Raw genomic sequence first — 26,285 nt, 5'->3', positions numbered from 1 at the left:
CGTCTCCTTAGGGGTATGCGAATTGTGGTATGCCGATGTGGGCTAGAGAATTTTCCGTGCGGCGGTCAGGAATTGTTCCCGCTCCCGGCTATCGAGGATGTTTTCGGAGATAGCTCGAACAAGCTCCTCCGGTGTCGTTGCCTCACGTGCGGCGCGCTTGACCAGAATGTTGGCCATTGGCCCGACATGCGGCCGCATGATGTCCGTGAGGCGCGAGAGGATCACTTCCGAATAGCCCTCATTGGGGGAGATCAAAGTCGGGGTGTCCGCCAGGGCCCGTTGCATCGCGGTGCGCATGTCACGCCGCTCGATCTCGTCAGGAAATTCCTGCAGCACCGTTTCGATCATTTGTTCGATGCTGGTCGACTTTCCGGCTGCACGTCGTGCGATCACCTTACCCATCGGCCCAATGCTCCTTGTCAGGAACTGTTCTACCTTTCCCAGAGTCTGCGCATTTATTCGCTCGATCATGGAGCCGGATAGCGAGCCATCGAGGCGCGTGATGGTTCGGGGCAGTGCCGTGACTTCGATCAGTCCGGTGCGGTCGGCTCGGGGAAGTGCCATTTCCAGTGCATCCCGCATCTCTGCCGCATTGGCATAGCGCTTGGCAGGTTCCACACTCATCGCCTTGGAAACGATGTCGTCCAATGCTTGCGGGATGGAGGGCACGATTTCGCTCGGTGGTGTAAATCGGCCGTCCCGAACCGCCTCGAACAGTGCCTCTATTCCACCACCCTTATAGGGTTTGCGACCGGTGAGCAGTTCGTAGAGCAGAACGCCGCCGGCATAGATGTCGGCGCGGGCATCGACCTCCGAGCCCATCAACTGTTCGGGTGCCATGTAGGAAGGCGTACCGACCATGCCGGCGCCGGTCGCATCCATGGCAGTGAGCCGGGCGATGCCGAAGTCCGTCAGCTTGACGGTCCCTTCCTCTGTCAGCATCACATTCGCCGGCTTCAGGTCGCGGTGGACGATCCCGGCTGCATGGATGCAGGCGAGTCCGGCCAGGATTTGCGACATGATCGCGTGCACTTCTTCCAATGGCAGGTGCTCGGCGCCGCCGCGACGATCCTCGAGCGTGATCGAACGGACGCGTTCCATGACCAGATAGGGAACGCCATCCAACTGCAGATATTCGAAGATCGTGACCAAGTTCGGATGGAGCACGCGCCCGGCGGCGCGAGCCTCACGGGCAAACCGCGTCAGCCATTCCTCGCTGCCTGCCGCCTTGACCAGGTGCTGGTGGATTGTCTTGATGGCTACGGGGCGGTCGATATCCGGGTCCTGACCAGCGTATACCACGCCCATGGCACCCTCGCCGAGCGTGCCGTCGATCCGGTATTTGCCGATGAAGCGTCGTTCTCCGCCCGCTACGATGATCGTTTCGTCAGACATCGATCATGCTCATTGCGCGTTCGAGGCTGCGTCGCATGCGATTGAAGGAGACCGAAAGCGAACTGATCTCATCCTTGCCGGGCTTCTGATATTCCGGTTGCGAGAAGTCGCCCATGCTGACCTTTTCCGCGAGGTCCGACATGCGACGGACTGGCCGCACGACGATGCGTCCCAGCATGAAGTTCGTGAGCACGAAGACAAGGAGGAAGACCAGGGTAAGACCACCGACCAGAATGAATCCGGTCTCGCGAGCCCGCTTTTCGACAATGGACATCGGGGCAGAAATTATCTGCGCTCCGACGGTTTCCCCCATCTTCCAACCAAATCCATTGTGCGGACCATACAAGTCGACCATCGCCGGTGGCGCGGCTTCCGGTGTCGAATGGCAGGTCAGGCAGCCTTCCTGGGTGATCGTGAGGGGAAATGCGACGGTGAAGAAGCGGCTTCCGTCGTTTTCGACCACGGTGGTGATGCGGTCGAGCGAGGTATCGGCCCGCAATTGCTCGATCAGTTCCGCCTCCAACTCTGTCGGCACGTTCGCGGGGTTCGTCGGATTAAGCGCCGCTTCCTTGTAGCTGAAATCGGGGAAATGCTTCTGGAACGTCGCGAAGACCGTGCGTGCCGCATACGCAGAGACAGTTTCTGGCATGAACAGGATGTCGTTGTTGTCTGACAGCAGCGGGTCGATGCTGTTCAGCGTGTAGGAGCGGACTGCGATTGCATTGGAACGTAGCAGACTGATCGACTGCATGATCTCTTCGGTCGCTGATTTCTGAACAAAGAAGAACGAGGCGACGGTCGCTGCGGCAATGCCCACGAAACATGCGAAGAACAGCACGATGTTGTATTTCAGGCGCAGGCCCATGGATCTTTGTCCTTGAATTCACGCTTGGCGCGCGGTTGAACTGAGCGCGGTCCGGTGGCCACGGATGGAGTTACGAGATCAGATCGAGCTGCTGTCTGCGATTGAGAAAACCTGTGGTCTCCTCCGAACGACTTGTCTGAAAAGCCTTGATTGCGTCGCGGGTTTGCGGGCCGAAAATACCGTCGACGAGGCCATTGTAGTGGCCGAGATCGCGGAGCTTCTGCTGCACCGACCGCTTGGCCGCCCGTGACATGGATTGTTCCAGTAGAGCCAGTTCCGTGAGGGTGTCTTGCGGTTCGACTACCCCCTCGTCGGTCGTCCCTGTGATTGCCGGCGTTGCAGGTGCTTCAGGCAATGTGATCGATGGTGTACTTGCCGGATCAGGCTGGTCGGATGCCGGCGACCGGGCCGCAATGCGCAGCAAAATCGGAATACGGGGGACCTCGGACACGGTGATGTCGCCCTTTTCGGATAAATCTCTCAGGATTGCACCGAGTTCGACCTCCTCTTGGGTTGAGGCACTTTCCAAGGCCGAGAGCAGCGTGCCGAAGGTGTCGGCTGACGCGACCAGAACGGCGCCCGAGCCCGGAACGGCTTCCGGCGCGCGCTCGGTGACCGAGAGGGCGTCGGGCAAATCACCTGCTGGCACAGTGACCGTCATGGCCACGGCACCTCCCTGTTCAGCTTGGGCAGCAGACCGAGCAAAGGCCTGAATTGCTATGCCTTGAGTGAAGAGGTCGGTTGGATTCCTGAGGATCGCGTCCCTAGGCAAAACAAAGGTACGGCCTTCGAAATTCACAGCGGGCGCGTCGATATAGACGAATGTGGCGCGAGAATCCGCCGCCTCGCGAGCGAACCGTGTCACGATTGAGCGCAGCTGCGCATTGTTCGGCTCGTCGGCGCGCAGTGTCTCGGCGCCCATGATCTCCAGCTGGGACTGGATTGCATCCGCCCGCGTTGTATTGTCCCCGACGGAAACGACCAGCGCAACCACACGCTTGGATTGAGCAGAGGCAAGTTGGCTTCCCCAAAAAAGCGCCAAGGTCGCGAAAGCGACGCGCATTCCCATTCTCATCTTTTCGCCCTGCTTCATCCGTTGCGGCTAGGTCGTTCGCAGCGCCCTTGGCGGCATGCGAAGCCTCGTTCAAGCCGTAGGTGCCCGAAGCGCTCGATGAGGTTCAACACGAGTGAAAAAATACTGGTCGACGGGAGGACAAAATTAGCCGAAGGGAGCTATCCGTTGCAGTCGAACGTCCGGCCCGCGACGGTCTCTAAAGCCCGACACGCATCGAGCATGCCGCCCTCGTTCCGTGTGACTACGGCTTCCCTCAACGCTCGACCGAGTTCTTCGGGCGGCAGCTTCGGGCTGACTGCTCTCATTAAAGCGGCAACGCCTGCCACATGAGCGGATGCAACCGAGGAGCCTGATACATAGCGGTATCTGTCCCCTGGCGCAGTGCTGAGCACATCGATCGACGGCGCAGAGATGGCATGCTGAGCCGGACCGACCGCAATGACGCCTGGAACTGAGGCCGGGAAGGGGAGCGCATCCGTTTCGCCGGCCGCGGCGACGATGACGATGCCCTTTCCGATCGCCGTCTGCACCAGTTCGCCGAGCAGTGCGTCCGGTGGGCCACCGAGACTCATGTTGACGATATCGACGTCAGCTAGCACCGCGACGTTCAGTGCGCGGGCAAGCGAAAAGCTGTTGCAACGGCCAAGGCTGCCTTCCTGCCAGCAAGCCCTGAGGCCTAACAGTGTGACCTCCGGTGCCACGCCGCTGATGCCTGTTCCATTCGTGGCATTTGCGGCGATGATTCCAGCAATCGCGGTCCCATGAGACTCACCTGGGTGTGAGAATGCGGCGTTGACGAAATCCTGCTGTTTCGCCACCCGGGCGACAAGGTCTGGGTGTGCTGCATCGATAGCGGTGTCTATGACGGCCAGCATGACATCGCTGCCTTTCGACAACCGCTGTGCCGCGTGGACATTCATCTGGCGCAATGCCGTCTGTGCGGGCAGGAGCGGATCTTCGGACCGGTCTTCGAATGTGATGAAATCTTGCATCCGCTGCACCGTACGGATTCCGCCCTCGCTGCGGATAAGTTCGATTAAGTCGTCGATGTCTGAGGTCCCGCTTGCGTCGATGACGAAGCAATGAACATTGATCGCCGCCAAAGGCCATTCGGCTGCGAGGCGTACACCGAAGCGAGCCTCAATGTCGGAAGCCTTGACACGAAGGATGTCCGGATCTGCCGCCGGAACCGTGAGTATCAGATGCGTGCTGGACTTGAGGGAATTTGCCGGCAGCAGCTGCGGGGGTTCAGTCTGGGTGTGGCCGGGCTGTGCGCATGTGACAGCAGCGGCGAAGATCAGGACCGAGGCAAGGCGCATCCCACTCATTCGGCCGGGGCCGCGAACATGATTTGTGGAGATTTCATTAGAGCCTCAGAGAAAGCCTGCGGGTCGGCGGCTGCATTCCTTGGGGCGGCGGTGTAAACGCCGGACGCCGAAGGGCCGTCGACGAGTTCCAGACCATGTTCCATCATTAACGCTTCAAGCCGCTCGGGAGCCATTTCGGAAACGGTCTGAAACTTGATCATCGTGCTCGGGGAGCCCGGACGTGTGAGGGTGCGAAACTCCCCAACACCCGGCATATATGTGAATACCGCGATCATGCAGGCTGCCGCACAGGCGCCTCCGAACATCATGCCGCGGGGGCTCGGGGCGAAACGGTTCAATATTGCCCAGCGATGGGCGGGCAGACTGCGTTCGGATTTGATTTGAGAACTCAGCTTCTTCCAACTGCCGGCAGCGGAACTGGTATAGGGCTCGTCGACGGAGATGCTCCCAGCAATGCCCCGCTGGCGGGCGACTTCGACTGCGCACTCCGGACAACTTATGACATGTCGATTTATGGTCGCAAGATCTTCAGGTGGCAGGGAGCCATTCACATACCACGGTATGAGTTCCCATACATCATCATGATTGCTCGCCGACCATGAGCTTCGACTGTCAAGCAACTGCGTTCTCCGAAAAAATGACGGCATGGTCCGACAGCATTTCCCGAAGGCGGCGGCGTGCCGTCATCATTCGCGTCTTGACGGTGCCCACGGGGCATCCAAGGATTTCAGCTATCTCCGTGTAGAGATAGCCGTTGTAATAGGTCAGTTCAACGACGGCGCGAAGTTCCGGTGTCAGCTTTTGCAAGGCACCGAATATGTCCTTTTGCTGCATGACCGTAGTTGCCGTGTCGGCGTCATCTGCAAGATCCTCGTCCAGAAGGACGTTCTGATCATGGCGCCCGATCGACAGTCGCTGTTTCAGTGACAGCCGGTAGGCGATGCCGAAGATCCAGGACGACGGCTTTGAACGACCCTCAAAGCGGCTGGCGGTTCTCCAGACGACCATGAGGGCGTCGCTGGCGACCTCCTCGGCGGCTTCGGTACTCCCCGTGATACGCTTCGAGAAATGCATCAACTTCGGGAAATAGCGCTGATGCAGGAGTTCAAAGGCGGATATGTCGCCTCCGGCTATTGCAATCAGCAAATCATCATCCGTCTGCGGCTTGTGGCCGTTGAAGGAGCTTCTCAATGTTTCAAGTATTCGCATCCTGACAATTCGCTTTGCTATTAGCAGTGGTAAGTTTCTTGGGCTCGGTGAAAGGTTCATTTGCGCACTCCGGGTCGGTCAGACTTTTTTTGGTCTGCGATGGTCGGAGATCGGCTACTTTTGGGCATCTGGATCCGGGTTGGGGAGCGCTGGATGATTGGTCAGTGCCGCTCGCCTTCAAGCAGTCGGCTCTAGTCTCGGACATGACATGACTGACTTGCCGACCTTATTCGTCCCTCAAGGTCATTCGCCGCGTCTCGGGCATGCCATGTGGCAGTTCAAGTCGAAAGCATCTGGTCATCGCAGTACCTCCTGCGGCCCGACAGATGGCCGACGATCGCACGCTACAGTGTGTCAATTCTCTGACTGGACGGCCTGAAACATAGCAGATCAGTTTCGGGCGATCTGATCGCGGATTTGTCGATATGTGCAAAAGTGCTCTCGCTGGATGCAAATCTGGCAAAGTCAGCGAACTCAGATGAACCTTTGACGATCCGTCTGACTTAGACTGCTCTTGGCCTCATGAAGCTGACGCGTACAGTCAAGCTGATGGTGACTTGCCTGATCGTGTCCCGCTGAGTTTTCTAATTGCGGTTGGCACGCTGGTCGGAGCGGGCATCGCAGGTCAGGCTCATGGTTCTCTTCGAGGTCGCCTCTTGACCGCCTCAGGCTGTCGCTGCAGCTGCCGCTGTCCCGGGTGTCGATAGCAGAATGGGGTCAGAACAAGAGCAGTCCGAAATCGTACGCTAAGGCCGAACGGAGCGTGAACAATGCCGTAGCTCAGATTTTGGGCACTCGATCTCTGTGGATTGCCATCGACATGCGCCAGTTGTGATTTCTCTGTCCAGCCCGACTCGACAACGCTCAGCGCAGATCGGTCATGGATGGAGTCGGGCAATGGCAAAGCGCAAGCTTCTCAAAGATCAAGACCGACGGAAGCTTGTCGACATACCAGTCGACGAGGACAGCCTAATCCGACACTATTCGTTGTCACTGGCGGATCGCCTGGAGATCGAACTGCGGAGACGTAGTCACAACCGGCTCGGCTTTGCCATCCAGCTATGTCTGATGCGATACCCGGGTCGAGTGCTGGGGGCAGAAGAAGCTCCGCCTCCCGCCATGCAAAGACATGTTGCTGATCAGATCGGCGCCGACCCGGAATCATTTGCCCTCTATGCACGCCGGGAAGAAACTCGGCGCGATCACACGGCGCGCTTGATGGTGTATCTGGAAACGAGAAGCGCGATTGCGCAAGATCGCCGAGCCGCGCTGTTGGCGGCAATTCATGCGGCGACCATGTCCGACGACGGTGCTGCGATAGCCAGTTCGGCTGTCGCCGCGTTTCGCGAACGCGGAGCTCTTCTGCCGGCGATCGACACGATCGAACGCATTGGCCTTGCCGGCCGGGCCATAGCCCGTCGCCGGGCAGAAAAAACTCTGATTGAAGACATCCCACTCGATAGGCTCCAATCACTGGATAGGCTGTTAGAGGTTGACCCGTCGATCGGCAAGACGCGCTTCCACTGGCTGCGCTCGGCGCCAGAAGCGCCGGCTGCGTCGAACCTCGTCGGGCTGACCGAGCGAATAGCTTTTCTGCGGCGGCTGGAGATCCATCCGGAACTGCAGGCGCGCATATCGGCGGGACGGTGGGACCAGATGATCCGGGAGGGTAACGCAACCCCGGCCTGGCTTGCCAACGACTTCAATGCCAGCCGTCGCCACGCTCTGATCGTGGCTCAAGTCATCAGGCTTTGCCAAAAGCTCACGGACGAGGCGGTGACGATGTTCATCAAGCTCATGGGTAAGTTGTTCTCGCAAGCCAACAACCGAAAGAAGCAGCGACAGATGGATTGCAGGGCGAATACCGCCAAAGCGCTACGCATGTTCCTCGATACGATCTCGGCGCTGCAGTCCGCCAACGACCATGGTCGGAATGCATTGGATGTTCTCGACCAAAGAGTCGGCTGGGACCGACTGCTTCGGATAAAGCCTGAGCTGGAGTCGATGGTCGACGACAACGAGGCGCCGCCGTTGACCGTAGCAGCCGAGCAATATGCGACCGTCCACAAATACGCTGGTGCGTTCCTTCAGGCCTTCACGTTCCGCTCGGCGCATCGCCACGACGCGCTTCTGGCGGCAATTGCGCTACTGAAACGGCTTTATGCAGAGAAGCGGCGGACACTCCCGGATCGCGTGCCGATCACCCACCTCAGCCAAACTGATCGACGGCTTATCTTCGAACAGGGTAAACCCGATCGCCGTCTCTACGAGATCGCCACGCTCGCGGCTTTGAGAGACCGGCTTAGATCTGCGGAGATCTGGGTCGATGGCAGCCGATCTTTCCGGCCCATTGATGAGCATCTGATGCCGCGGTCGACATTCATCTCGATGAAGGACGCCGATCGTCTCGGTTTGGGGGTCCAGAGCGACGGCGCGCAGTGGCTTGCCGAAGCGCGTCAGATGCTCGACTTCAACCTGACGCGTCTGGCGCACAGAGCACGATCTGGAAAGCTCGAGGGAGTTCGTCTAGAGGCAGGAACCTTGATCGTCACACCAACCGCCAGCGAAGTCCCTGCAGCCGCTGAGGAACTGAATGCCGAGATCAGCGACATGTATCCCTTGGTGGAGGTTCCCGACTTGCTGAGGGAGGTGCATGAATGGACCGGCTTTGCAGATTCATTCACGCATGTTCGCACCGGCGACGTCCCGAAAAATGTCTCTGCCATGCTGGCGGGCGTCCTGGCGGATGCGACTAATCTCGGGCCGAAGCGAATGGCTGGCGCATCCAAGGGGATCAGCGCTCATCAGATTGGGTGGATGCGCACATTCCATGCTCGATCCGAGACATATCGTGCTGCGCAAGCATCTATTACCGATGCACACACCTGCCATCCTCATTCCCGCCTTTGGGGCAACGGCACGACATCTTCGTCGGATGGCCAATTCTTCCGAGTGAGCGACCGAGCCGCAAAGCGTGGCGACATCAATTTGCATTACGGCGGTGAACCCGGATCGAAATTCTATAGCCATCTGTCTGATCAGTACGGCTACTTCAGCATTCTGCCCATCAGTCCGACCGAGAGCGAGGCGGCCTATGTGCTCGATGGGCTCTTCGATCAAGACACGATCCTCGACATACAGGAGCACTTTACCGACACGGGCGGTGTCAATCAGCGTGCAAAAGTTGCCAGGTTCTGGGCGGAAACAGCGTTTAAAAGTTTCCACTTGGATGTGATCCAATCCGGACAGTGATCCGGAGAACCTGTGGTGATAAAAATGGAATTGATATCCGAGATACGCCGCCGACATTTTGTTGGCGGCGAGAGCATAAGTGCGCTTTCACGGTCTGTTGGACTTTCGCGACCAACCATTCGTAAACATCTGATGACGACGACTCCGCCTGTTTATTCGCGCCCCGTGAAGCCCGGCCGGCAGCTTGGTCGCTTTGAAGAACGATTGTTGGATTGGCTTGAGACAGAGAAGCGTAGACCTGTTCGTGAGCGGCGAACAGCGCAGCGGCTTTACGAAGGATTACAGCAAGAAGGATATGAAGGTGCTTATGACAGCGTCCAGCGCTATGTCCGGCGATGGAAGCGCAACAATCCCTCCGGTGCCACGGCTTCGGGAACTGGGATAAAGGCGGCGTTTGTTCCGCTTGCCTTTTCACCCGGAGAGGCATGCCAGTTTGACTGGAGCCATGAACGAGTGGAGATCGGAGGTGTCGTCCAGACTGTCAAAATCGCGCATTTCCGCCTGTCCAACAGCCGCCAATGCTTCGTGGCAGCCTACCCACGGGAACGCCAGGAGATGGTGTTTGATGCGCATGATCGCGCGTTTGCCTTCTTCGGCGGGGTTCCAACCCGCATGATCTACGACAATCTGAAGCCGGTTGTTGACTTGATCTGTGTCGGCAAAGAGCGTCAGTTTAATCGCCGGTTCCTGGCCCTTGCCAACCATTATCTGTTTGAGCCGGTTGCCTGCACGCCCGCCTCGGGTTGGGAGAAGGGCCAAGTGGAGAACCAGGTCGGCAATCTTCGTGAATGGCTGTTCACACCGATGGCCCGTTTTGCAAGCTTCGACGACTTGAATGCTTGGCTTTCGGTTCGTTGTCTGGAACTGGGAGCGCGCAAACATCCGAGCTTTGGCGAGCAAACAATTGCCGAGTGCTTCCAACTGGAGAAGCAGGCTTTACGGCCGGTCCGGGCTATGTTTGACGGGTATGTTGAACAGATGATGCGCGTTTCCAGTACATGTCTCGTCCGCGTTGACCGCAATCGCTACAGCGTTCCGGCAGATTTTGCCGGAAAGATTGTTTCGGTTCGAACAAGCGCTACACGGATTAGGATTGTTGCCGACAACAAGGAGATTGCAGACCATTCCAGACAATTTGGTCGTGACCAACTTGCCTGCGATCCATGGCATTATCTGCCAGTTCTGGAACGTAAACCGGGCGCGTTGCGCAATGGCATTCCGTTTCGGGAGTGGGATTTGCCCAGTGCCATCAGGACCGTCAGGGATCACATCCTTGGCCAGTCGCGCGGGGATCGTGCCTTTGTTGAACTGCTGCAGGTCGCCAGCCAGCATGGGCTGGAAGCCCTCGACATCGCCTGCCAACTTGCAATGAATGCAGGCACATTGTCCGCAGGTGTCGTGATGAATGAACTGCGTCGCCTGGTCGAGCCGCCCAGACCTCAAGCTGATAGGCAAGATGACCTATTATGCCTGACCATTGAGCCTCTTGCCAATTGCGCACGATACGACATGCTGTTGGGAGGCGCTCATGGTCATTGATAAACTGGCTCAACTCAAGGCCATGCATCTTTATGGAATGGCGGCAATCTGGAGCGAGTGGCTGGCTGAAGAGGCAAGAAAGCCCGTTCCGCCGGACATCTTTCTGGAAAAGCTCATCGAAGCCGAGATCGTTGATCGTCAGGCAAGAAGTCTGAAGTATCAGCTCAAGGCCGCACGCTTTCCCGTCCATCGAGATCTTTCAGGCTTTGACTGGAAAGAAGCGACGGTGCCGCGCGCGCAGGTCGAGCAATTGGCTACAGCAGCCTTCATGGAAACAGCACATAATATCATTTTGGTCGGAGGAACAGGAACAGGCAAAACTCACCTTGCAACGGCAATTGGCGTATCGGCTGTCCATCATTCCAAACGTGTCCGCTTCTTCAACGCCGTCGATCTTGTCAATCTGCTGGAAAAGGAAAAGCGGGACGGCAAGGCAGGAAACCTGGCAAAACAATTACAACAAGTGGATGCCGTCATACTCGATGAACTGGGATATCTCCCGTTTCCGGCGGCTGGTGGCGCACTGCTGTTTCATCTCATCAGCCAACTCTATGAGAAAACATCTTTGCTGGTCACAACCAACCTGTCTTTTGCCGAATGGGTCACCGTATTCGGCGATGCGAAGATGACAACCGCTCTCCTGGACCGCATCACGCACCACTGCGTCATCCTGGAAACTGGAAACGATTCTTTTCGCTTCAAACAGCGCAAAAGCACCCGTCAAAACATCGACTGAACTGGAAACTTTTAAACGCTGTTTCCGCCTAGAACCTGGAAACTTTTAAACGCTGATTGACACACGGGCGGTGCCAGTGATCATATCTTCGGGCTGTTCGCCTTGATCGGAAAGCGGTTCTCACCGCGACTGCGCAATCTCAAAGACCGGAAGTTCCACACGTTCGACAAGGGCGACGCATATCCGGCGCTGTCGAACCACATCGGGGTGCCGATCAATGCCAATCTAATCCTCGATCATTGGGACGATCTGCTCCATCTTGCGGCGTCGATCACGACGCGGTCCGTGGTCCCGTCTACGATACTCAAGAAACTGTCCGCATCTCCGAAGCAAAGCCATCTTGCGAGGGCGCTCCGCGAACTCGGTCGTATCGAGAGGTCGCTCTTCATGATCGAATGGTACTCAAGTCCGGCGCTACGGCGGAGATGCCAAGCGGGTCTCAACAAAGGTGAGGCCGCCCATAAGCTCAAACGCGCTGTCTTCTTCCACGAGCGAGGCGAGATTCGCGACAGGTCGTTCGAGAGCCAAGCGTTCCGCGCCTCGGGTCTCAACCTCGTCGTCAGTGCGATCGTCCATTGGAATACCGTCTATCTCGACCGTGCAATCACACAGCTGAAGCGAGCGGGTCGAGACATTCCTGATACTCTGTCGAAGCACATCTCGCCGCTTAGTTGGGAACACATCAACCTTACCGGCATCTACACCTGGGATGCGGAACATCAGATGCCCAACGGATTTCGATCACTACGTCTGCCAGCCGAGTTACGGAGGGCCGCATAAGTTCTCAATCTGTTCGCCCTTAGCGTACGATTTCGGACTGCTCTTGTTCTGGACCCATCGTGCCCCAGTGAGTGGTGTAGCTGGGTTTCATAGCCATCGGTGGGAGAAAAACTCCCAGGTTGAGAGTAAGCGCTCATTTCCATGCGCCTTGACACGACCCGTTTGACCGGGGCGCTTGTCGGCCACTCGTATGGGATCAGACCGCAGCGGTCTTGGCGAAGTTGAATGGTAGCAGGTCGGTGATGTCAGCGTCGGTTGGACGCTGCGGCAATTCCGTGAGGATGTGGCGCAGATACGCCAAGGGCTCCACGCCGCAGGCGCGACAGCTCAGCATGATGCTGTAGACGACAGCACTGGCCCTGGCTCCGTCCACGGTGTCACTGAACAGCCAGGATTTTCTTCCAGTGGCAAAAATCCTGATATCGCGTTCGAGGAGGTTGTTGTCTATCGGCATCCTGCCGTCTTCTGTGTAGCGCGTCAGGTACTCCCATTGGTTTAGGGTGTAGGACACGGCATCGCCAAGCTTGGTATCCGGCAGGACCTTCGGTGCTATGTTGTCAAGCCATGCCTTCAGAGCATTGAGGACTGGCACGCTGTGCTGCTGGCGGAAACGACTTCGGCACATGCTTTGCTTTGCTAACGCACTTGCTTAATTTCCCGCTTTCGGTCATGCGATCGACATGTCGTTTTTGCAAGGTTGTAAACGCCGGCGGGTGCTGCCGATCTAATGAATGTCATAACTGACATAGGTGCCAAACCAAATGCCAGCGCGCGCCATCAGCACCTACAAACTCTAACCCTCTGACAGTCCGCGTGCCTCGACGAACTCCGACTGCCCGAATTGTCAGACACTGAGCAGGTGGTCCCGCGGATGGCGACCCGCAGGCTCATCTCATATCGCCTCGACGGCGTTCGCCAAGAGGTCGCGGACCTGGCCTGCGACGCCAGTCAATTCAGCGTTCTCGATCGCCTGCATCGACGCTACCGGATCTATGGCGCTGACCTCCACACCACCCTCGACTTCGCGCAGGATGACGTTGCAGGGCAGCATCGCGCCCACCCGAGCCTCGATCCCGATCGCTTGATGCGCCATCTGTGGGTTGCACGCGCCGAGAATGCGGTAGGCCGGCATCTCGACGTCGAGCTTTTTCTTCATCGTCGCCTTGACATCGATCTCGGTCAGGACGCCGAAACCGTTGTCCGCAAGGGCTTTGCGCGTGCGGGTGTCGATGTCGTCGAACGTGGCATCGTTGAACATGCGGTTGATCGTGTAGCTCATTTAGATGGAATCCTATTTTTGGGTTTGGAAGCAGTGGACCTGGCGAGGCGAGACGGCGGCGAAAGTTACCTTGCGCAGCCACGTCAGCGGGTTCGCCCGTGCAATCCACGTCCGCGCACCTTTGCAGCACGCTATCGTATTTTATCGAGGTTGACTTGATACAGATCAGGGCGCCCTCCTAATTTCCGAATATGATTATATGCTCAATATATGGCGTCAGTCGGTGCCATGCCAAGGGAGCTATAAAATGCAATTCAGGACCATGGCGACTACCCTGAGCATCGCAGGCGCACTCTGCGTCGCCGCGACGTCGGCGATGGCACAGGTGGGGGAGATCCCTGATCGAAACGGCATGTTCTATCAAGGACGTGACATGATGTGGGGCGGCTCACAGTGGGGAGGCTTCGGCATGATCCTTGGGCCGATTTTCATGATCCTCATTGTGGTCGGGATCGTTGCGGGGATCATATATCTGCTGCGTCTGTTCGGCCCGACCGGATTAGCCGGCAGCAGCCACACCGCGCACGACCGAGCCTTGGCGCTTCTGAAGGAACGCTTTGCCAAGGGGGAGATCGACACGACCGAATTCACCGAACGGAAAAAGCTGCTGGCTGACTGATCCGTCACCGGCCGTGTCCTTTGAGGAAGCGTGAGACCCCGGCCGCGCCTGCAGGTCGTTGCTCGGGTTTCAGCTCGTGCTCGCTTATACGCTCGCTGCCATGGGAGGTTGCCATGGTGATGCGTCAATCCAAGCCTTGAAAGATGAATATGAAAAGACGCCAGTTCCTGACTTCGACCTCCGCAGCGATCCTGACCGCCGGCGTCATTTCACAAACGTCGGTCCGGCGTGCTTTTGCGCAGGGACAAACGTCGCAAACGCTGCTCACCATGCCGCCGCTTCTCGATACGCGCGGGACGGGGCGGTTGGCGCTGACGGCAACGTCTGGGAGCACCGCCTTTGCTGGTGGTCGCGGCACACCTACCGCCGGGTTCAACCAGACGTATCTGGGTCCGACCATCCTTATGCAGAAGGGTGAACTGGCCGCCGAAGTGCAGAATAATCTTGATGAACCCATCAGTGCGCACTGGCACGGCCTTCTGGTGCCCGGAGAGCATGACGGCGGTCCACATCTGCCCATAGCGCCCGGCGAGACATGGCGACCGGAGATGAATATTGCGCAGGATCCTGCAACCGTCTGGTATCACTCGCATATCCACGAACGAACTGCGGAACAGGTTTATTTAGGCCTGGCCGGGGTCATCCACGTGACGGACGGACAGGACGACGCCCGTGGTCTGCCGTCCACATACGGGATCGATGATCTGACGCTCGTTTTGCAGGATCGCCGGTTTGATGCCTCCGGACGTATGGTCTACGACCCGTCGATGATGGACATCATGCACGGGTTTGCCGGGAACCGGATGCTCGTCAACGGTCAGGCGGGCGCTACGGCGGTCGTGCCGCAGGGGATTGTCCGCCTGCGCCTGCTCAACGGCTCGAATGGGCGCATCTACTCGCTATTCCTGAACGACGCCCGGCCCATGCACTTGGTGGCAACGGATGGCGGCTTCCTGCCTGCGCCGGTCGCTCTGGATAAACTGCGCCTGGCACCCGGTGAACGGGCCGAAATACTCGTCGATTTCTCCGATGGTGGTGCCACAGTGCTCATGAGCGACCCCGGCCAGGCCTATGGTGTCCTACAGTTCGCCACCGACAGCACGCTGGCCGCGCGGATCACCCGCCTGCCGGAACAATTGGAAGGCGCGCTCGAAGATCTGTCAGGTACCGAGGTCGCGACGCGGCAGGTCTCGCTCGAAATGGGTATGGGCGGCATGATGATGGGCGGCGGTGGTTTCGCCATAAACGGGCGCCCCTACGACATGCACCGGATCGATTTTGAAGTCGCGCTCGGATCGGTTGAACGCTGGCAGATCCGCAGCACCATGGTCGCGCATCCATTCCATGTCCATGGGGTGCGCTTCCGGGTGGTCACCGAGAACGGCGGCCCACCGCGCCCCGAGAACACCGGCTGGAAAGACACCGTGCTGGTGCCCGGCGAGGCCGAGATCCTAGCCCGGTTCGACCAGCCCGCGAGCCGCAAAACGCCATTCATGTTCCACTGTCATATCCTTGAGCATGAAGATGCGGGCATGATGGCGCAGTTCACGGTCGGATGACACGATGACCCTTGCGACCCGCCCGCCATATATATCCTGCACCTAATGTCTCCTGTCGCCGCGAGCGCTGGCCGCTTGTGGGCCAGCAAGAAGCCGGCAGCAAAGATTGGCGGGAGCGAAGAGTTCCTGTTTTGTCTATCGTTTCGCACAAACGCTTATTCTATCCCGTTGGCACGCTGCAGTGCGCGGACATAGGTGATGATCTCGCCAATCTCGGACTTCGATACGCCTTCGACCGGTGGCATGTCTCCAAATCGCCAGTGATGCGCCCGCGCACCGTTTTGAGCAGCCAGGTAAAATGCCTGGTCGCCGTGATGGGCAGGCTCATAGATAAGATGGACTAGCGGAGGCGCTACACCATCCTGGCCAGCAGCGTTCTTGCCGTGGCAGGCAGCGCAATAGGTGTTGAAAGCGGTCTCGCCTTTTTTATCATCGGCCGACAGGTCAGGAACATTGACGGCGACGAGCGGCTGTCCGTTGCCTGCTACGCTCAGGTTCGCTGGGCTGTTGAAGTAGAAGAAACCGGCAACCAGGATCAGGCTAGCGACACCGGTTACGAGAATTGACCTATTTTTCATGCGCTTGTCCTTGAGATGATGAGGTCAGAGCTTAATTGTCCGCAGCCGCAATGCATTGCCAATCACAGACACTGAACTCAGGCTCATGGCCGCAGCGGCAATCATCGGTGAAAGAAGCAGGCCGAATACCGGATACAGAATCCCGGCTGCGACCGGTACGCCGAGCGCGTTGTATGCAAAGGCAAAGAACAGGTTCTGCTTGATGTTTGCGATCGTCGCCTGGGCAAGGGTCCGAGCACGGACAATGCCATTGAGATCACCTTTCACCAATGTGATGCCGGCGCTTTCCATCGCCACGTCTGCACCCGTTCCCATGGCGATCCCGACATCAGCGGCGGCAAGGGCGGGTGCATCATTGACACCATCGCCCGCCATGGCAACTTTGCCACCTTTCGATCTGATCTCCTCAACCAGTGCCTGCTTGCCTTCCGGCAATATGCCAGCGCGAATATCGTCAATGCCCAGTTTTGCTGCGACCGCACGTGCTGTGCGCTCGTTGTCTCCAGTGGCCATTATGATTTTCAGGCCGCTTGCATGAAGTTTTCGAATTGCCTCGGCGGTGGTTTCCTTGATCGGATCGGCAACAGCGACGATGCCGGCAATTTCGTGATCCACGGCGATGAACATGGCCGTCTTGCCGTCCGATTGCAGCGCATCGGCTTGAGCGGCGGCGCTTTTACCATCGAATTTGAGACTTTCCATCATGGCGAGGTTGCCGAGCGCGACCTTGCTGCCGGACACCGTTCCCTGGACACCTTTGCCAGTGATGGCTTCGAAATCTGATGTCTCCAGCATCTCTGCGCCGCGTGCTCGCGCACCTTCCAGGATCGCCTCGGCAAGCGGATGTTCCGAGCCACGCTCAAGGCTGGCTGCGAGAGAGAGTATCCGCATTTCGTCATGACCAGAAAACGCAATGACATCAGTTAGTTTTGGCTTACCTTCGGTGAGGGTCCCGGTCTTGTCAACGATCAGTGTATCGACATGGGCGAAGCGTTCGAGCGCTTCCGCGTCCTTGATCAAAACGCCGGCCTGGGCGCCGCGCCCGGTCGCGGTCATGATCGACATCGGGGTTGCCAGGCCGAGCGCGCAAGGGCAGGCGATGATCAGAACCGAAACGGCAGCCACGATGGCATGCGCCATGCTTGGCGACGGCCCAAAGAGTGCCCAGACCGCAAAGGCGACGACAGCCACAGCGACAACCGCTGGAACGAAGTATCCCGCCACAGTATCGGCAAGTCCCTGGATCGGGGCTCTTGATCTCTGTGCCTTGGACACCATTCCGACGATCTGCGACAGCATGGTGTCTGCGCCAACCTTCTCTGCGCGGATAATCAACGATCCGTTCTTGTTGAGGGTGCCACCGGTGACCCCATCCGTCTCTGTCTTTTCGACAGGAACCGCCTCACCTGAGATCATCGATTCATCGATCGAGGAACGGCCTTCCAGCACAATGCCGTCCACCGGTACCCGATCGCCGGGGCGTACGCGCAGGCGGTCACCTTCTACGACCTCATCCAAGGGCACGTCAGTTTCTGTTCCGTCCGAATCCAGCCGTCGCGCGGTCTTGGGAGCCAGATCAAGCAAGGCCCGGATGGCGGATCCTGTCCGCTCTCTGGCGCGCAGTTCGAGCACCTGACCCAGGAAGACGAGGGCCACGATGACGGATGCTGCCTCGAAATAGACAGCGACGGTTCCTTGCCCGCCGCGGAACGATGGCGGAAAAATCCCGGGAAAGACCGTCGCAACAACACTGTAGAGATAGGCCGAACCAACCCCGAGACCGATGAGGGTCCACATGTTCGGGCTGCGGTTCAAAACCGAATCCCAGGCGCGCTTGAAAAAGGGCAGGGCTGCCCAAAGGACAACGGGCGTCGCCAATGCGAACTCGACCCAGACAGCGTACTGTTCTCCGATCAAGTCGCGGAACGGGAGCCCGACCATCATCCCCATGGTGAGCAACAGCAAGGGTACGGACAGGGCAGTGCTGAGCCAGAAGCGGTGGGTAAAGTCGATCAGTTCGTGGCTTGGCCCTTCATCACCGGTTGGCACGCCCATGGGTTCCAGCGTCATACCGCAGATAGGACAGCTTCCGGGTTCGTCGCGGATGATTTGCGGGTGCATCGGGCATGTGTACTGGGTGCCCTTCGGACCGGCTTTGGCAGGTTTTTCGCCGTCGAGGTATTTGTCGGGATCTGCGACGAACTTGTCGTGGCAGCCTTTTGAGCAGAAAAACACTTGCTCACCTTGGTGTGTGTGACTGTGTTTTGCGGTTTGCGGATCGACGATCATGCCACAAACGGGGTCATGAACCTGCTGTCCCTGCTTTGCCATCTCCGGGTGGTGGTTGTGTTGATCCTTTGATGGGCCGGGCGTGGCTCCCAATGGATTGTTGTGGTCATTCATGTCGCTCTCCTCAAATGGAATAAAAATGCAACCGGTAAAAATCTGGAGGCATGGTGAGGCGTTGCCGGCGGGTCAATTCAACTGTTGCGGCCATACGGTGCACTGAGTGCGTCGTCCGCGCACCGCATGCGCAGACGTTGGCAAATTTGCGATTCGCTTCGACTTAGACGTCACCCTCAGCAACATAAGCCCACGACCCGGGAACGGTTCGTCGCGCCCCTCGTTTCCGGCATCTCGAAAATGCGATTGCTACGCATGATACACCCGTAAGCGACTGGAGGCGCGATCTTTAAATGTTTAAGTTGCATCTCGCAGTGGTGTCAGTGGCCCAGGGCAGGCCTGGGCCACCGCGATTTACCTAACTTCCGTGACCGCGAGTTTGCCTTCGACACGGTCGGCGACGAACTCTATCACTGCCCCCTCTTTGAGCTTTTCGAACATGGCCTCGTCCTTGACGCGGAAGACCATTGTCATCGCCGGCATGTCGAGGTTTTTTAGTTCCTCGTGAATGATCGTGACCTTCTTGGCCTTAGCATCCACTTTCTTGACGGTGCCTTTGGTGTACTCGGTCGCAAATGCGCCGGAGGCGATGGCAATCGCTGCAGCCGAAATCGCTGCGAATTTCAAAATAGTGTGCATCAACTTGTCTCCTTGGGGTTGGATTATTTCTTTGCCACGGTCACGTCGCCATGCATGCCGGCGTCGTAGTGCCCGGGCACGAGGCAGGCGATTTTGAACGTGCCGTCATTGCTGAACTTCCAGATGATTTCGCCGGATTCTCCGGCGGCGAGACGGATGGCGTTGGGGTCGTCATGTTCCATCTCCGGGAACTTCTCCATCACGGCCTTGTGCTCCATGACCTGCGCCTGCGTATCAAGGACAAATTCGTGGTCGAGTTCGCCGGCATTCTGGATGGCAAAACGCACAGTCTGGCCCTTGCGGATCTTGAAGGACGCCGGGCTGAAGATCATCCTGCCGTCATCGGTTTCCTTCATGGTTACGCGAATGGTTTGAGTGGCATTGGCCTTCTTGCCGGGCTCGCCGACGGCCATGGCTTCAGCGTGGCCGCCTTTGTGGCTGCCGGTTGCGAGGGCAGGGGTAGCGAGTGCCGCCAGCAGCAGCGCGATCATTGCAGTTTTCATGATTCATTCCTTTTGGTTTTAGTTGGGAGGTATCCGGTCTCAACCCTGCTTCTCTGGCTTGGGCGTGATCTGGGTCTTTGCATCCGTGGCTTTTGCCGTGTCCGGCAGTTCGCCCGTCCATTCATAGGCCTGCGTGCCGGGAGGGTTTTCGTACCAGCCGGGATCGCTGTAATCGTCGGCAGAGATGCCCTCGCGAACCTTCACCACGGAGAACATGCCACCCATCTCAATGGGGCCGTGCGGCCCCCAGCCGGTCATCATCGGCACGGTATTTTCCGGGATCTCCATCTCCATCTCGCCCATATCCGCCATGCCGGCGGTGCCCATCGGCATGTATTCCGGGCGAAGCTTCCGGATCTTTTCTGTGAGTTCCTTCTTGTCGACGCCAATGAAGGTCGGGACGTCATGGCCCATGGCGTTCATCGTGTGATGTGACTTGTGGCAATGGATCGCCCAATCGCCCGGATATTTCGCATCGAACTCGTAGGCCCGCATGGCCCCGACGGGGATATCGATCGAGACCTCCGGCCAGCGTGCCTCCGGCCGCACCCAGCCGCCATCCGTACAGGTGACTTCAAAGTCGTAGCCGTGCATATGGATTGGATGATTGGTCATGGTGAGGTTGCCGACCCGCACCCGCACCCGATCGTCCTTCGACACGACCAGCGGGCTGATGTCGGGGAAGAGACGGCTGTTCCAGGCCCATAGGTTGAAGTCCGTCATCTCCATGATGCGCGGTACATAGGTACCGGGATCGATGTCGAACGCGTTCAGCAGAAACACGAAATCCCGGTCGACCGGCATAAACGCCGGGTCCTTGGGATGGATGATGAACATGCCCATCATGCCCATCGCCATCTGAACCATCTCGTCCGAATGCGGGTGGTACATGAAGGTGCCGGACTTCACGAGATCGAACTCGTAGACGAATGTCTTGCCGACAGGGATATGCGGTTGTGACAGTCCGCCGACACCGTCCATGCCCGATGGCAGGATCATGCCGTGCCAATGGACAGTGGTGTGTTCCGGCAGCTTGTTGGTGACGAAGATACGTACCCGGTCTCCCTCGACCGCCTCGATTGTCGGGCCGGGGGACTGACCGTTATAGCCCCAGAGATGCGCCGTCATACCTTCCGCCATCTCGCGCTCGACGGGTTCGGCGACAAGGTGGAATTCCTTGACGCCGTTGTTCATCCGGTGTGGGAGCGTCCATCCATTGAGGGTCACGACCGGCGTATAGTCAGGGCCGGATGACGGGCGAACCGGCGTCTGGGTTTCCGCGCTTTCCATAATCGCCGCTTCGGGAAGTCCCATGTTGGAGGTTTTTGCCCAGGCGGCGGTTGATACCAGAGCAGCCCCGGCGCCGAGCATTTGTCTTCTGTTGAACATGTCAGTGTCCTTTCTTAATGACCGCCGCCGCTACCGGCTGCCGCAGCAACTTGGGTTTCCGCACCCGCCGAGCCCGTACCGCCGCTGTAAATGGCAGGCGCGACATTGGCTTCGGCCAGCCAGAAGTCGCGTTTTGCATTGACCGCCAGAAGGGTCGAGTTGACCTTTTCCCGGCTGTCGGCGAGCAGTTCGAATGTGTTGGTGATCATGCCGTTATAGGTGAGGAGCGATTCCTCCTCGATCCTGGTTCTCAGCGGCACGACGCTGTCGCGGTAGTGCCGGGCGATATCGTAGGTGGCGCGATAGGCCTGATAGGCGGAGCGTGCTTCGGACCGGACATTGACCGCCTTTTCCGCCAGAAGGTTCGCCGACCGCATGTAACCGAGTTCCGCCTTGCGCATGCGCGCCTTGCCGCTGTCGAAAATGGGGATCACGAACTCCAGTTCGACATTCCCGGTCGTTTTCGATGCCTTGTCGCCGTCTTCAAGCTCGCGCTCCGTCTCGAAACCTGAAAGGATTTCGAGGTCGGTGACGTATCGCGTCGCCTCCGTCAGCTTGTAGGATTTTGCTGTGTTGGCGAGATCAAGCTTGGCCATCTGGAGATCGACCCGTCTGCGCAGCGCTTCCGCCTCGATCAGATCACGCTTGACGATAGCCTTGGGGAGCGACGGCAACCGGTTGGGGATCTGATAGTCAATCTGGGAACCCCACAGGCCCATCAACCGAGTCAGATCCTCCTTTGCCAGGCGTGCTTCAAGCCGGGACTTGGCGGTTTGGCCTGCGAGTTCGGCATAAAATACCTGTTCGCGGGCTTGGGCCCCTTTGGTCAGTGATCCGGTCTCGCCGAGCTTTCTGGCAAGTTCGGCCGCCGCGTCGGCGGCCGCCTGCGCCTGGTTCAGTTGCGCGACTGTTTCCCACGATGCGACCGCCGTGATCCAAGCACGGCGTGTGTCGGCTGCGAGCTGAAGCGTTTTCAGCGCCGCGGCGAGCTGTGCCTTGCGGAACGCGCCATCGGCGATGTCTACCTTTTGCTTTTGCGTGGCGAGAGCCAGGATGTTGGTGGCAATCACGCCTTCAACAGTCTTGAATGCCTCCAGTCCCGGCGTTCCAATTCCGGTCAGACCGATGCCGACATTGGGGTTGATGAGCATTGTCGACTGCCATGCCTCTGCCGCCGAATCGCCCAGATCCGCGTAAGCGGCCTGAAGTCCTTTATTGTTGAGGAGTGCGATCTGCACTGCGGTTTCAGCATCGATGGTTTTTTTTGAGAGAAGCGTTTCCACATGCCGCGACACAGCCTGAGCGTCGTGGCTGTTCTGGACCCAGACGGTTTCCTTACCGGTCGCGTTGGCCGCCTTGTCCGACACGGTGAAAAAGCCGGCATTTGTCGCGGAATACTCCGTTGCCGAAACGCACCCGCCAAGAATGAGCGGCAGGGCCAGTGTGGCTGCACGTTTGAAGTTGAGTATCGTCATGACTTGCCTCCTTGCGGAGACTGAGCGTCATTCTGGTTTCGCCACGGTTTGGGATCGACCGGGACGCGGTGTGTATAGGCCGCCAGGGGACTGTGATAATGAACGGAGCGAACCTCTGCCGCAACATCGGCGATGTCACTGGAGGCAATGACCTCAGGCGGGAGCGTGGCAGCGCAACCGCTCGCGAAGAGCGGGATGACTGTCACCAGAAATATGTTTTTCATGGGTGGAATCCGAACAGGAGAACGCGCGGGCGCAGTGAACCTTTAAAGCTCACTGACGCACGATTGGAACCCGCGTGGCGGGTGCTCTGGTTCAGATATTCGGGGGACGATGAAGGGAAGGCATCTCGCCTTTGAGACCACGATCATCGATGACGTCGTGGCGCGCGGACAGGACGGGGCCGCGCATGGAATTGCAGGACACTATGATTGCCATGCCGATGCAGAAATCCTGGCAGCACTCCTGTTTGATGAGCTTCGTGCCGGCTTCGTCGTGGCCGGATGACATCTGGCCATGATGTTTATGGGCTGATGCCCCGTCGCTGTGTTGCAGGAGAGCCGATATGGAGGACTGAGCCTCTTGCGCATCATGCATGGCGGCAGTGGCATTGGACAACGAGTATCCGGCAAGCGACACGATGATCACCAGCCTGACGAGAACCAGCAGCTTTTTGCTCATGATTCGATACATCGCGCTCATATCCGAATGGTTATATTCAAATGGCCCGAAGTTCAACTGCTACAAATGGTCTGAACAATTCGCGTCAATTGTGCGGCGCAGACTTCGTCCCACGAACCAGATACAGCTTCCCCCAACTGGAAGGTCAAGGGTGGAAATCAGTATTTTCCCGGCAGAGGGAACCTTGCCGTATGGGAAGGTTGTTTGGTGACGTGACAGATGATGCAAGGAGGCCCCATGTCCTATTCCCGTTTTTTCGCAATGATTATCGTTTCCACCGTGGTCATGTTCGCACTCATGTATTTGAACACCTACGCTTGGGATCATATCTTCTTCAGCGAAACGCGAAGCTTCGCGGCCCTTTATATGGGGGCGAGTATGGCGATTATTATGCTGGCGTTTATGCTTGGCATGTATACGAACCGCACCATGAATATCGCGATTTTCGCCGTCAGCGCGGTGTTCTTCGCGGGATCTTTGTTTCTGCTTCGCAGTCAGGCGACCGTCGATGATGTGGCCTACATGAAGGCGATGATTCCGCACCATTCCATCGCCATCCTGACCTCCGAGCGCGCAGGGATAACCGATCCCCGTGTGCGTAAGCTCGCGGACGGAATTATCGAGGCACAGAAGCGCGAGATAGGCGAAATGAAAGCTCTGATCATTGACCTCCAGGGTGGTCCCACAGCCACACCGGAGATCGACGGAAAGTAGAAGGGCATTTCACGCGCACCGTTTGATCTTCCCGACTTGCTTCCGGATCAGGCTGGGTTGAGACATCGAATTCGCTGAGTATTGGCCAGTACGAAGATGCTGGATAGCCTCGGAGATATGAATGAACCTGGCGCGAATGATTGGCGAAATGGAGCAAAGGCTGACGCGGACTTTGGTAATTGAAAATCGCCAGATATTTCGTGTCCGAAATGCCGTAATCAGGCACTACACCTTAAAGTTCCATAACTAGGCGTTATGCTACGCGTGCGTGCGATGTCGCTTTGGTGGTTTTCGTGCCAGTAGCAACGCTGACAGGCCACCCTTAAACAACGACTTGGGAGGAAATCTTCCGGCGCCCGTGCAGCACGCGGATGATTTCGACTGCGCCGCCAGTGAGCCGATAAAGAGTTAGATACTCGCCTGAGACCAGATGCCGAATACCCGGTGCAATGTCGTCGCGCGCCACTCCCGAGTACGGGTGTCGTGCGAGATGCTGCCAGCGCGCCTCAATCGCATCGAGAACTCGATCAGCTGCGACTATGTTTTCAACGGCAATGTAGGACCATATTTCGATCAGGTCCTCATCGGCACGATCCGTGCGGACAATAGAAAGCATAGTTAGCTTTCGCGTCGTGAAGATTCAATGCGATGCCGCGCGGCAGCTTTTACCTCTGCCATCGTCGAACGCGAACTCGGACCGCTGTCGACGCCCTCCTGAACAAGGGTTCGCAGATCCTCGACTGTATAACCAAGCAAATCCCGTCTTTCCTTCCACTCACGCACGGCGTCGCGGATGGCTTCGCTAGTCGACGCATATTCGCCAGCATCGACCGCGCTTCGCACAAATCCCGCCATCTCAGGTGTCAGTGCAATGGTAATCTTCTCAACCGTCGTCATTGTAGGAGCCTTCTTCTCGTCACATCCATGGTATGCGATTAGCGTACCGAAGGCAAGATGCCGATATGCCGGACTCGGGCAACTACTTGATTCCCTTCCGCGTCGGCTTGCCGGCCGAGGTGGTCCGCGGTTCGGATCCCATCAAGGCGGTAGTCTTCGACTAAAAATGTCGGATAGCATCGCTCGTTCCACTGCCCGTTCATGACGGCTCCGCCATCGCTGCATGGATCGCTCGGCTGAGATCGGCAGAAAACCGCCCGGCGCCGGACATGCCTTCGAATGCGGTATTGGTCAGGGCCACAACTGTCAGGCCGTTGCTTGGGTCAGTGAACCAGCTATGCCCGTAGGCCCCGCCCCAGCGCCAGGTGCCTGCCGGCTCGGCGACGCCGGCGGCCTGGCTGTCGCGCAGCACCGAAAAACCGAGACCATAGCCCCAGCCCGGCGACCCCTCTATTTCAGTTCCGGCGATCTGGTCGCGCGCCATCTCGGCGGCAAGGTCTGCCGTCATGATATCGCCGCCACCTTGCCGCAACGCTTCTATCAGCCGCAACACATCGGACGCTGTGCCGACCATACCGGCGCCGCCGGAAGGGAAAGCCTTGGTATCGAACACACGTGATGGATCCATGATGACGCTGGCCATACCGGTGAGCAACGGCAGGCGGTCCGGCTCGAGCATTCGCCGTGGACGCGGCGTATCGTCCGCATAAGCGATGGTGAGCCGAGGGATGTCTAAAAGCGTAAAGCCGGTGTCCGGAAGACCGAGTGGATCGGTAACGAGCTTGCGGATCGCCTCCGGCAGGCTGACCTCCGTTGCTGCCTCAATCACCGCACCCACAACATCTATCCCCAACGAATAGCGGAATGCCGACCCCGGCGCGAAGGAGAGGGGGACGCCCGCAAGGCGCCGGATGTTGTCGGCAAGCGTCAGGCCGGAGCGGTCCATACCGTCCGACACGCCGGCTTGGGCGAGTGGCCCGTCTTCCGGCTCGAAGAATCCATAGCTCAGCCCCGCGCTGTGGCTGAGCAGATGACGCAAGGTGATAAGAGCGGGGCGTCCCTCGTAGGTCGGCGTGAACGTCGGCAGCCATTCCGCGATCGGTCGATCGAGATCCAGTTTCCCTCGGCTGACCAGCGCTAGGGCAGCAGCAGCGGTGAAGAGTTTAGAGACGGAGGCCAGCCGGAAGATTGCGTCAGTTCGCATCGCAGTGCCGACCTCCCGATCGGCGAGCCCTGCGGCGCGGATATGAATTGTTTCGCCGCCGAGTGCGACGAGGACGACGGCGCCGACAATGCGTTCGGCCGCGATCGCGCCGTCGATCACTGCGTTCACGCGCGATGCGATCAGGGAATTGGAGGATGTCATGAGA

General features: G+C 58.2%; 23 protein-coding genes and 3 pseudogenes. 7 read left to right on the top strand and 19 right to left on the bottom strand.

Annotated elements, in window-relative coordinates:
* Positions 1-42: 42 nt before the first annotated feature.
* The 6 genes from ACWPM9_RS20580 to ACWPM9_RS20555 all read right to left on the bottom strand — a co-directional run bounded on the left by ACWPM9_RS20580 (position 43) and on the right by ACWPM9_RS20555 (position 5,872).
* Positions 43-1,395, bottom strand: a complete 1,353-nt coding sequence (locus tag ACWPM9_RS20580; protein ID WP_484757756.1) for a serine/threonine-protein kinase — start codon at positions 1,393-1,395, stop codon at positions 43-45.
* Positions 1,388-2,260 (bottom strand): Tll0287-like domain-containing protein, encoded by an 873-nt coding sequence (locus tag ACWPM9_RS20575; protein WP_484757755.1) that lies wholly within the window; start codon positions 2,258-2,260, stop codon positions 1,388-1,390. Before ACWPM9_RS20575 ends, ACWPM9_RS20580 begins: the two co-directional genes overlap by 8 nt.
* Before the next feature lie 70 nt (positions 2,261-2,330).
* Positions 2,331-3,323, bottom strand: a complete 993-nt coding sequence (locus ACWPM9_RS20570; RefSeq protein ID WP_484757754.1) for a peptidoglycan-binding domain-containing protein — start codon at positions 3,321-3,323, stop codon at positions 2,331-2,333.
* Between the two features lie 170 nt (positions 3,324-3,493).
* Positions 3,494-4,654 (bottom strand): S8 family peptidase, encoded by a 1,161-nt coding sequence (locus ACWPM9_RS20565; RefSeq protein ID WP_484757753.1) that lies wholly within the window; start codon positions 4,652-4,654, stop codon positions 3,494-3,496.
* Positions 4,655-4,659: 5 nt separating this feature from the next.
* Positions 4,660-5,283: a zf-HC2 domain-containing protein gene (locus tag ACWPM9_RS20560; RefSeq protein WP_484757752.1), complete on the bottom strand. Its 624-nt coding sequence runs from the start codon at positions 5,281-5,283 to the stop codon at positions 4,660-4,662.
* On the bottom strand, positions 5,276-5,872 hold the full coding sequence (locus tag ACWPM9_RS20555; protein WP_484757751.1) for an RNA polymerase sigma factor: 597 nt from the start codon (positions 5,870-5,872) through the stop codon (positions 5,276-5,278). The genes ACWPM9_RS20560 and ACWPM9_RS20555 overlap by 8 nt, the downstream gene beginning before the upstream one ends.
* Before the next feature lie 897 nt (positions 5,873-6,769).
* Between ACWPM9_RS20555 and ACWPM9_RS20550 the strand changes: the two are divergent.
* The 4 genes and pseudogenes from ACWPM9_RS20550 to ACWPM9_RS20535 all read left to right on the top strand — a co-directional run.
* Positions 6,770-9,043: pseudogene (locus tag ACWPM9_RS20550) on the top strand (Tn3 family transposase); the annotation flags it as partial.
* A 96-nt stretch (positions 9,044-9,139) separates the two neighbouring features.
* Positions 9,140-10,663 (top strand): IS21 family transposase, encoded by a 1,524-nt coding sequence (gene istA, locus ACWPM9_RS20545; protein ID WP_484757981.1) that lies wholly within the window; start codon positions 9,140-9,142, stop codon positions 10,661-10,663.
* The gene (gene istB, locus ACWPM9_RS20540; protein WP_484757727.1) at positions 10,653-11,399 is read left to right on the top strand and encodes an IS21-like element helper ATPase IstB; all 747 of its coding nucleotides are present in this window, start codon (positions 10,653-10,655) and stop codon (positions 11,397-11,399) included. Before istA ends, istB begins: the two co-directional genes overlap by 11 nt.
* 63 nt (positions 11,400-11,462) lie before the next feature.
* Positions 11,463-12,179, top strand: a pseudogene (locus ACWPM9_RS20535) (Tn3 family transposase); the annotation flags it as partial.
* 196 nt (positions 12,180-12,375) lie between these two features.
* Here ACWPM9_RS20535 and ACWPM9_RS20530 read toward each other — a convergent pair.
* Together ACWPM9_RS20530 and ACWPM9_RS20525 are read right to left on the bottom strand one after the other, a co-directional pair.
* A pseudogene (locus ACWPM9_RS20530) lies at positions 12,376-12,795 on the bottom strand (IS66 family transposase); the annotation flags it as partial.
* A gap of 276 nt (positions 12,796-13,071) precedes the next feature.
* Positions 13,072-13,458 (bottom strand): DUF302 domain-containing protein, encoded by a 387-nt coding sequence (locus ACWPM9_RS20525; protein ID WP_484757750.1) that lies wholly within the window; start codon positions 13,456-13,458, stop codon positions 13,072-13,074.
* Positions 13,459-13,720: 262 nt separating this feature from the next.
* Between ACWPM9_RS20525 and ACWPM9_RS20520 the strand changes: the two genes are divergently transcribed.
* Together ACWPM9_RS20520 and ACWPM9_RS20515 are read left to right on the top strand one after the other, a co-directional pair.
* A complete protein-coding gene (locus ACWPM9_RS20520) occupies positions 13,721-14,077 on the top strand; it encodes an SHOCT domain-containing protein (protein WP_484757749.1) in 357 nt (118 codons plus the stop codon).
* A 149-nt stretch (positions 14,078-14,226) separates the two neighbouring features.
* Positions 14,227-15,636: a multicopper oxidase family protein gene (locus tag ACWPM9_RS20515; RefSeq protein ID WP_484757748.1), complete on the top strand. Its 1,410-nt coding sequence runs from the start codon at positions 14,227-14,229 to the stop codon at positions 15,634-15,636.
* Between the two features lie 155 nt (positions 15,637-15,791).
* Here the strand turns inward: ACWPM9_RS20515 and ACWPM9_RS20510 are convergent, their stop codons facing one another.
* From ACWPM9_RS20510 to ACWPM9_RS20475, 8 genes are all read right to left on the bottom strand, one after another.
* Entirely contained in the window at positions 15,792-16,214 is a 423-nt protein-coding gene (locus ACWPM9_RS20510; protein WP_484757747.1) for a c-type cytochrome, read from the bottom strand.
* A gap of 24 nt (positions 16,215-16,238) precedes the next feature.
* Entirely contained in the window at positions 16,239-18,545 is a 2,307-nt protein-coding gene (locus ACWPM9_RS20505) for a heavy metal translocating P-type ATPase (protein WP_484757982.1), read from the bottom strand.
* Positions 18,546-18,971: 426 nt separating this feature from the next.
* Positions 18,972-19,256 (bottom strand): copper-binding protein, encoded by a 285-nt coding sequence (locus ACWPM9_RS20500; RefSeq protein ID WP_484757746.1) that lies wholly within the window; start codon positions 19,254-19,256, stop codon positions 18,972-18,974.
* 23 nt (positions 19,257-19,279) lie between these two features.
* Positions 19,280-19,759 (bottom strand): cupredoxin domain-containing protein, encoded by a 480-nt coding sequence (locus ACWPM9_RS20495; protein WP_484757745.1) that lies wholly within the window; start codon positions 19,757-19,759, stop codon positions 19,280-19,282.
* Between the two features lie 39 nt (positions 19,760-19,798).
* Positions 19,799-21,148: a multicopper oxidase family protein gene (locus tag ACWPM9_RS20490; RefSeq protein ID WP_484757744.1), complete on the bottom strand. Its 1,350-nt coding sequence runs from the start codon at positions 21,146-21,148 to the stop codon at positions 19,799-19,801.
* A gap of 14 nt (positions 21,149-21,162) precedes the next feature.
* Complete coding sequence (locus ACWPM9_RS20485; RefSeq protein ID WP_484757743.1) at positions 21,163-22,623, bottom strand: TolC family protein; 1,461 nt, start codon at positions 22,621-22,623, stop codon at positions 21,163-21,165.
* Positions 22,620-22,847, bottom strand: a complete 228-nt coding sequence (locus ACWPM9_RS20480) for a hypothetical protein (RefSeq protein WP_484757742.1) — start codon at positions 22,845-22,847, stop codon at positions 22,620-22,622. Before ACWPM9_RS20480 ends, ACWPM9_RS20485 begins: the two co-directional genes overlap by 4 nt.
* Positions 22,848-22,938: 91 nt before the next feature.
* Complete coding sequence (locus tag ACWPM9_RS20475; protein ID WP_484757741.1) at positions 22,939-23,304, bottom strand: hypothetical protein; 366 nt, start codon at positions 23,302-23,304, stop codon at positions 22,939-22,941.
* Positions 23,305-23,541: 237 nt separating this feature from the next.
* Between ACWPM9_RS20475 and ACWPM9_RS20470 the strand changes: the two genes are divergently transcribed.
* Positions 23,542-24,018 (top strand): DUF305 domain-containing protein, encoded by a 477-nt coding sequence (locus ACWPM9_RS20470; protein ID WP_484757740.1) that lies wholly within the window; start codon positions 23,542-23,544, stop codon positions 24,016-24,018.
* A 322-nt stretch (positions 24,019-24,340) separates the two neighbouring features.
* On the opposite strand, the gene ACWPM9_RS20465 is transcribed toward ACWPM9_RS20470, so the two are convergent.
* The 3 genes from ACWPM9_RS20465 to ACWPM9_RS20455 all read right to left on the bottom strand — a co-directional run bounded on the left by ACWPM9_RS20465 (position 24,341) and on the right by ACWPM9_RS20455 (position 26,281).
* Positions 24,341-24,634: a type II toxin-antitoxin system RelE/ParE family toxin gene (locus ACWPM9_RS20465; protein WP_041365275.1), complete on the bottom strand. Its 294-nt coding sequence runs from the start codon at positions 24,632-24,634 to the stop codon at positions 24,341-24,343.
* Positions 24,635-24,636: 2 nt separating this feature from the next.
* On the bottom strand, positions 24,637-24,915 hold the full coding sequence (locus ACWPM9_RS20460; RefSeq protein WP_484757739.1) for a type II toxin-antitoxin system ParD family antitoxin: 279 nt from the start codon (positions 24,913-24,915) through the stop codon (positions 24,637-24,639).
* A gap of 199 nt (positions 24,916-25,114) precedes the next feature.
* Entirely contained in the window at positions 25,115-26,281 is a 1,167-nt protein-coding gene (locus ACWPM9_RS20455; protein ID WP_484757738.1) for a serine hydrolase domain-containing protein, read from the bottom strand.
* Between the last annotated feature and the right edge of the window lie 4 nt (positions 26,282-26,285).

Source organism: Agrobacterium sp. H141 (genome assembly GCF_057158725.1).
The sequence above is the reverse complement of the archived record's forward strand: the minus strand, read 5'-3'. Positions and strand labels throughout refer to the sequence as shown.

Excerpts from the sequence above, each read along its gene's own strand:
- ACWPM9_RS20580 (WP_484757756.1), bottom strand. The coding sequence starts at position 1,395 with ATGTCTGACGAAACGATCATCGTAGCGGGCGGAGAACGACGCTTCATC.
- ACWPM9_RS20505 (WP_484757982.1), bottom strand. The coding sequence starts at position 18,545 with ATGGCAAAGCAGGGACAGCAGGTTCATGACCCCGTTTGTGGCATGATC.
- ACWPM9_RS20520 (WP_484757749.1), top strand. The coding sequence starts at position 13,721 with ATGGCGACTACCCTGAGCATCGCAGGCGCACTCTGCGTCGCCGCGACG.
- ACWPM9_RS20455 (WP_484757738.1), bottom strand. The coding sequence starts at position 26,281 with ATGACATCCTCCAATTCCCTGATCGCATCGCGCGTGAACGCAGTGATC.
- ACWPM9_RS20565 (WP_484757753.1), bottom strand. The coding sequence starts at position 4,654 with ATGCGCCTTGCCTCGGTCCTGATCTTCGCCGCTGCTGTCACATGCGCA.
- ACWPM9_RS20555 (WP_484757751.1), bottom strand. The coding sequence starts at position 5,872 with ATGCGAATACTTGAAACATTGAGAAGCTCCTTCAACGGCCACAAGCCG.
- ACWPM9_RS20570 (WP_484757754.1), bottom strand. The coding sequence starts at position 3,323 with ATGCGCGTCGCTTTCGCGACCTTGGCGCTTTTTTGGGGAAGCCAACTT.
- ACWPM9_RS20495 (WP_484757745.1), bottom strand. The coding sequence starts at position 19,759 with ATGAAAACTGCAATGATCGCGCTGCTGCTGGCGGCACTCGCTACCCCT.
- ACWPM9_RS20475 (WP_484757741.1), bottom strand. The coding sequence starts at position 23,304 with ATGAGCAAAAAGCTGCTGGTTCTCGTCAGGCTGGTGATCATCGTGTCG.
- istB (WP_484757727.1), top strand. The coding sequence starts at position 10,653 with ATGGTCATTGATAAACTGGCTCAACTCAAGGCCATGCATCTTTATGGA.
- ACWPM9_RS20485 (WP_484757743.1), bottom strand. The coding sequence starts at position 22,623 with ATGACGATACTCAACTTCAAACGTGCAGCCACACTGGCCCTGCCGCTC.
- ACWPM9_RS20460 (WP_484757739.1), bottom strand. The coding sequence starts at position 24,915 with ATGACGACGGTTGAGAAGATTACCATTGCACTGACACCTGAGATGGCG.
- ACWPM9_RS20500 (WP_484757746.1), bottom strand. The coding sequence starts at position 19,256 with ATGCACACTATTTTGAAATTCGCAGCGATTTCGGCTGCAGCGATTGCC.
- ACWPM9_RS20470 (WP_484757740.1), top strand. The coding sequence starts at position 23,542 with ATGTCCTATTCCCGTTTTTTCGCAATGATTATCGTTTCCACCGTGGTC.
- ACWPM9_RS20510 (WP_484757747.1), bottom strand. The coding sequence starts at position 16,214 with ATGAAAAATAGGTCAATTCTCGTAACCGGTGTCGCTAGCCTGATCCTG.
- ACWPM9_RS20575 (WP_484757755.1), bottom strand. The coding sequence starts at position 2,260 with ATGGGCCTGCGCCTGAAATACAACATCGTGCTGTTCTTCGCATGTTTC.
- ACWPM9_RS20525 (WP_484757750.1), bottom strand. The coding sequence starts at position 13,458 with ATGAGCTACACGATCAACCGCATGTTCAACGATGCCACGTTCGACGAC.
- ACWPM9_RS20465 (WP_041365275.1), bottom strand. The coding sequence starts at position 24,634 with ATGCTTTCTATTGTCCGCACGGATCGTGCCGATGAGGACCTGATCGAA.
- ACWPM9_RS20490 (WP_484757744.1), bottom strand. The coding sequence starts at position 21,148 with ATGTTCAACAGAAGACAAATGCTCGGCGCCGGGGCTGCTCTGGTATCA.
- ACWPM9_RS20480 (WP_484757742.1), bottom strand. The coding sequence starts at position 22,847 with ATGAAAAACATATTTCTGGTGACAGTCATCCCGCTCTTCGCGAGCGGT.
- ACWPM9_RS20515 (WP_484757748.1), top strand. The coding sequence starts at position 14,227 with ATGAAAAGACGCCAGTTCCTGACTTCGACCTCCGCAGCGATCCTGACC.